General features: G+C 60.4%; 7 protein-coding genes. 4 read left to right on the top strand and 3 right to left on the bottom strand.

All coding sequences use genetic code 11. The features are described from left to right. Positions 1–207: 207 nt before the first annotated feature. Positions 208–978, top strand: coding sequence for a substrate-binding periplasmic protein (locus PG892_RS21450; RefSeq protein ID WP_223953073.1), 771 nt, complete (start codon positions 208–210; stop codon positions 976–978). A gap of 46 nt (positions 979–1,024) precedes the next feature. Here PG892_RS21450 and PG892_RS21445 read toward each other — a convergent pair whose 3' ends face one another. After that, positions 1,025–1,147, bottom strand: coding sequence for a hypothetical protein (locus PG892_RS21445; protein ID WP_010675895.1), 123 nt, complete (start codon positions 1,145–1,147; stop codon positions 1,025–1,027). 296 nt (positions 1,148–1,443) lie between these two features. Between PG892_RS21445 and yjbD the strand changes: the two genes are divergently transcribed. Further along, on the top strand, positions 1,444–1,728 hold the full coding sequence (gene yjbD, locus PG892_RS21440) for a DUF3811 domain-containing protein (RefSeq protein WP_039040119.1): 285 nt from the start codon (positions 1,444–1,446) through the stop codon (positions 1,726–1,728). 392 nt (positions 1,729–2,120) lie between these two features. Further along, positions 2,121–2,330 (top strand): transcription antiterminator/RNA stability regulator CspE, encoded by a 210-nt coding sequence (cspE, locus tag PG892_RS21435; protein WP_010675897.1) that lies wholly within the window; start codon positions 2,121–2,123, stop codon positions 2,328–2,330. A gap of 177 nt (positions 2,331–2,507) precedes the next feature. Here cspE and PG892_RS21430 read toward each other — a convergent pair whose 3' ends face one another. Together PG892_RS21430 and PG892_RS21425 are read right to left on the bottom strand one after the other, a co-directional pair. Beyond that, positions 2,508–3,893 (bottom strand): ATP-binding protein, encoded by a 1,386-nt coding sequence (locus PG892_RS21430; protein WP_010675898.1) that lies wholly within the window; start codon positions 3,891–3,893, stop codon positions 2,508–2,510. 7 nt (positions 3,894–3,900) lie between these two features. Continuing rightward, entirely contained in the window at positions 3,901–4,623 is a 723-nt protein-coding gene (locus tag PG892_RS21425) for a response regulator (RefSeq protein WP_010675899.1), read from the bottom strand. Positions 4,624–4,822: 199 nt separating this feature from the next. Here PG892_RS21425 and PG892_RS21420 point away from each other — a divergent pair, with 199 nt between their 5' ends. Continuing rightward, positions 4,823–5,179 (top strand): hypothetical protein, encoded by a 357-nt coding sequence (locus tag PG892_RS21420; protein WP_010675900.1) that lies wholly within the window; start codon positions 4,823–4,825, stop codon positions 5,177–5,179. Positions 5,180–5,476: the final 297 nt, after the last annotated feature.

Below are 5,476 nucleotides of genomic sequence, written 5' to 3'. Positions count from 1 at the left end.
TGGTGGTGTGTTTGGACAGCCAGTTTACCAGCACCCTGTCTGTCAACTTCCACTTCCCCAAGATCCCGCGAAGAACCCTTTTTTTACCTGTTTCTGACGCATTCACCTCCCCCGACGACCATGTTGCTGCCACTTTCCCGCGCTTTACGTCCCCTTCGTCCAGGCTTGTGGCTATCATCGAGACGATTTCTCCCTTCGGGAACCTGCATGAACCACTTGAGTCGTCTGCTGTGCCTCGCCCTGCTGATGTTCGGCGGCCACCTTGCTGCGGAGCCGCTGCGGGTGGGAGTCAGCTTTGCCATTCCTCCCTATGTCATCAGCCACGAAGACAGGGGCATCGAACTCGATCTCATGCGAGAGGCCTTCGCAGGCAGCCCCCATGAGCTGCAGGTCGTCTATCTTCCCCTGGAGCGCACCTTCAGGATGCTGGAGGAAGGCAAGCTGGACGCCATCATCAACGTCAAACCCGGCATGCTGGAAAGTGCCTACCTCTCACAGCCGGTGATCACCTTCCACAACCGGGTCTTTACCCTGGCGCCGACGGCAGTCCACACCATGAAGGATTTGCAGACCCTGCGAGTCAGTGCCTTCCAGCGTGCACGGCAGATTCTGGGAACGACCTTCTCCGACATCGTCGACCAGAATCCCCGTTATGAAGAGGTGGCGAGGCAGGAGGGACAGGTACAGCGGCTCCTGCTCGGGCGCACCGATGCCGTGATCCTGGAACAGCGGGTGTTCTACTACTATCTGGCTCAGTTGCTCGGGGATGACCAGGAGGACGACCGCTATCCCAAGGACAAGGTCAGACAGCACGACCTCTTCCCCCCGACTCACTACCACTTCGCCTTTCGCGAGGCGGGCCACCGGCAATGGTTCGACAGACAGCTCGCCAAGATGAAGGCGGACGGGCGCTATGAGCGAATTTTTGCCGCCTATGGCACCACCTCTACTGCCGGAGACAAAAAAGCCAGCCCATGATGGACTGGCTTGATACCGGCTCCGGGGAGCCGCAGTGGATGGAGCGTTACTTCATCGCGCTGCCGTTTTTCAGCTCTGCTTTCTGCCGTTTGGCTTCGCGTTTCTCTTTCAGTGACATCTGCGGTTTTTTCTTGGCATCTTTGCCGTGATGCTGTTCTTTGTTGCTCATCATCAGACTCCAAAAAGGTTACCTGGACAGTTGGAACGGGTGTTCCAGCATGTCAGCCGAATCGTGGATTTCAGTACGCCAACAGTGACGATCGGGGATCGCACTGGCCTCAGCATACTCCCAATCTTCCACCGGGATCCAGCCTCCCGGCAGCGCCTGTCAGCCAGGCGTTCCCGTCGCGTGCTCCCCTCGGAAATGACGACCGAGCGACACTTTTGGCATCCGGGGACGGATGGTCAGCCTGTCTCCGATGGATGTGTGTTAGGGTGGGCATTCAACGATCGCAGGAGCGCGTCATGAAGAAGCTGGAAATGAAGGATCTGACCGAGGCCGAGAAAGCCGAGATTGCCCTGCTGGTGCAAAAGGCCCAGGCCAATGCCGATCACACCCTGACCAACGGGGAGCGCAACAAGATCCGCGAGGCAGGACGCCAGAAGATCGCCGCCGATCGCGCCCAGGCCGCCAAGGCGGCTTCCGCACTGGCGCGGGAAAAAGCCAAGGAGCGAGCCAGCGCCCAAGTGCTGCCCGACACCTTCAGCTGGTCCGATTCCGTCAGCAACAAATACCGTGGCAGACGGTAACGGCAGCATGAATGCTCGCAGATGACGCTGCTGCAAAAAAGGGGGCTGGCAGAGCGTCATGTCATGCCCCTGAAAAGGGCAGCAGGAGGCGCCTGGCAGCTGATGCACACCCGGATAAAACGCCTATCCAGCCATCACTGACTGAAACGAATACCAAGATAAAGATTGCCATGACAGGGTGTGCGTGTTCTAATCGTTTTCGATGGTTCGGTAGTTCAGACCTGATTATGTTAGGCAGTCATCTTAAAGCAGTGATTTGTGCAGGCAGTTATCCCCGATAATTCTTGCCAGATAATTCTCCTTCTTTAGTGCTCCCCATACGTATTTCTGACGAAAAATCATGGATTGCCGCTCCGGTGGCGTTTCACTAATCACTACTCAAGGAAATTATCATGTCCAAAATGACTGGTACCGTAAAATTCTTCAACGCCGAGAAAGGCTTCGGTTTCATCTCCCCGGCTGACGGCAGCAAAGACGTGTTCGTTCACTTCTCCGCCATCCAGTCCAACGGTTTCAAAACCTTGGAAGAAGGTCAGCGCGTTGAGTTCACCATCGAGCAAGGCCAGAAAGGCCCGGCTGCTGCGAACGTCGTTCCGCAGTAATTCAAGCCGGAGCACCTTCCCCTCTTTGGGCAAGGGCCTCAGCAAGAATTGAAAAAACCCGCTTCGGCGGGTTTTTTGTTGCCCGTTTCCGGGTGACCGGCGTGTTGCCCTGCTTCCCTTTCGCCACGGGGAGCAAAAAGGGCACCCTGGTGGTGCCCCATTTCCTGGTCAGGTTCCTTACAGGGGCAGGCTGATCCGCGCCTCCAGCCCCCCCTCCTGGCGATTGTGAAGGCTGAGCTCACCGCCGTGCTGGTGCACCAGGGTGCGGGCGATGGCGAGCCCCAGTCCCACGCTGCCAGACTCGGTGTTGCGGGCTTCATCCAGGCGCACGAAGGGCTTGAACACCTCCTCCAGCTGGCTCTCCGCAATCCCCGGCCCCTGATCGCGAACCAGGATCAGCAACTCGCCGTCACCGCGCACCAACGAGACCTCGGCCCCCCCTGCGTACTTGATGGCGTTGCCGATGAGGTTTTGCAGCACCCGGCGCAGGGTGTTGGCGCGGCAGGCGTAAACCTGCTTGCCCTCGGCCAGGCAGGTGACGGGCTGGCCCATGTCGGCATAGTCGTCACACAGGCTCTCCAGCAGGCTGACCAGATCCAGCTCCCGGGTCGCCTCCTGCTGCCCCTCCTCCCGGGCAAAGCTCAGGGTCGCCGCCAGCATCTGCTCCATCTGCTGCAGGGTCTGCTGGAAGCGCTCCTTGTCTTCCCCGTCCGCCAGAAACTCGCTGCGCAGCCGCAGGCTGGTGATGGGGGTGCGCAGGTCGTGGGAGATGGCGGCCAGCATCCGGGTTCTGTCCTGCACGAAGCGATCGAGCCGGGTGTGCATCCGGTTGAAGGCCTGGATGGACTCGCGGATCTCGGTGGGCCCCTCCTCACGCAGGGGCTCGATGTCCTCACCACGCCCCAGCCTGTCGGCGTTGGCGGCCAGTTGCTTGAGGGGACGGGTCGCCCGGCGGAACAGCCAGATCATCAGGCCGATCACCAGGCTCGCCACCAGCAGCAGGTTGAGGGTAGTCTGCCAGGACCAGCTCGCCGTCTCCTTGTCCACCAGGGAGCTGAACTGGAGCCAGCCGCCGTTGGGCAGTTCGATGGAGCCGTAGAGCCGCATGTCCTGGGGCGGCGGCATGCCGTTGCGATCCTTCATCATGCGGTTGTGGTGCTGCCAGGCCCGGCTGCGCTGGATGTCCTGCTTCAGCTCGGCGCTGATCTCCACCGCTAGGGAGGATGGATAGCCGAGCTTGGCCCGCACCAGCTTCTCGAAGCGGGGGCTGCGGTTGTCCGGCTGCAACGGCTCGTCGGCCAGACGAAGCAGCAGGGTCTCGCTGCGGCTCGCCTTGAGGATCTCGTGATAGAGGGAAGGAGGAGAGAGGGAGAGCAGGCGCACCACGGAGATGATCCGCTGCATGGCGTTGCGGCTGTTGACGTAACCGAGGGCCTCCTCCCTGTCCGAACGGTAGATCTGGATACTGAGCAGCTGGATCAGCACCAGCCCCGCCAGGGCCACCAGCACTATCTGGCCGGTCAACCCCTTGGGCAGCAGCCTGGCGAAGACGCGCTTGATCATGTCGGCCTCACTCCTGGGTCACGTCGGCGGCGAACAGGTAACCGCCACCCCAGATGGTCTTGATGAGCTCGGGATTCTTGGGATCCCGCTCCAGCTTGCGCCGCAATCGGCTCACCAGGGTATCGATGGCGCGATCGAAGGCCACCGCCTCCCGGCCACGGGCCAGATCCAGCAACTGATCCCGGCTCAGCACCCGCTGGGGCCGCTCCAGAAACACCTTGAGCAGATCGAACTCGGCGGTGGAGAGGCTCATCCCCACCCCCTCCTCGTCCACCAGCTCGCGGCGATTGACGTCGAGCAGCCAGCGATCGAAGCGCAGATCCCGGGTCAGGGTCTCCGGCACGGGCAGGCTCTCCGCCTGGGTGCGGCGCATCACCGCCTTGATGCGGGCCAGCAGCTCCCGCGGGTTGAACGGCTTGGAGAGGTAGTCGTCCGCCCCCATCTCCAGGCCGATGATGCGGTCCGTCTCCTCCCCCATGGCGGTCAGCATGATGATCGGCAGACGGGATTTGACCCTGAGCTCGCGGCACAGGGTGAGGCCATCCTCCCCCGGCATCATCAGATCCAGCACCAGCAGGTCGAACTCCCGCTCATCCAGCAGCCGCTTCATCTCTTTACCATCGCGGGCGCAACTGACGCGCATGCCATGCTGCTCCAGAAAGCGCTTGAGCAGATCGCGGATCTCGCTGTGGTCATCGACCACCAGAATATGAGGGCTGCCTTGGTTCATCATCATCTCTCCGTTATCGGGCTGGGGCGATTATACGAAAATCAACCGGGCGGGTTGTGTCAAAGTGTGCCAACACGCCCCTGTGCCACACTCTGCTACAAAATAGGCCTCTACTGGCAAATTTCAGACACTTCCACGGTGTTTACTGGATACCAAGGCGAAAGAGCCTCTACCCGTACACATCCGACAGGAGTTACCCATGAAAAAGCTGACCAAGACCCTGCTGACCGCCACCCTGATCCTCGGCCTGCCGCTGGGCGCCTATGCCGCCAGCGAGGCGGTCTCCACCGCGCAACCGACCCAGGCCACGGCGACCGGTTGCCCCATGGACGGTACCGGCATGATGGGCGGCAAGCATCATGGCGGCCGCCACGACAAGATGGCCCGCATGAAGAACATGACCCCGGAACAGATCCAGGCCCATCTGCAACAGCGCTACGACAAGATTGAAGATCCGGCCAAGAAGGCCGAGTTCGTGAAGAACCTTGGTCTGCGTGCCGACGGCATGATCAAGCACGCAGAGGTGATGAAGCAGTTCGCAGAAGCAAATCAGTAAGTCGAAGTGATGAAGCAGTTCGCAGAAGCAAACCAGTAAATCGAAGTGATGAAGCCGTTTGCCGAAGCAGACCAGTAAGTCGAGATGATCAAGCTGTTCGCAGAAGCAAACCAGTAAGGCGACGTAATGAAGCGGTTTGCCGAAGCAGACCCGTGATCCGGCGGGGCCCTGCCCCGACACCGGCAAAAACGACAGGGTGGCGCAAGCCACCCTTTTTTTGTGGCTATGTCCCAATTACGTGTTGCATGGGGCGCCCCAGCGCCTCATGCAAGCAACGTGGTACATTCACTTCCCGCC

Source organism: Aeromonas sp. QDB68, assembly GCF_027707405.1.
In the GTDB taxonomy this organism is placed as follows: domain Bacteria; phylum Pseudomonadota; class Gammaproteobacteria; order Enterobacterales; family Aeromonadaceae; genus Aeromonas; species Aeromonas caviae.
The sequence above is the reverse complement of the archived record's forward strand: the minus strand, read 5'-3'. Positions and strand labels throughout refer to the sequence as shown.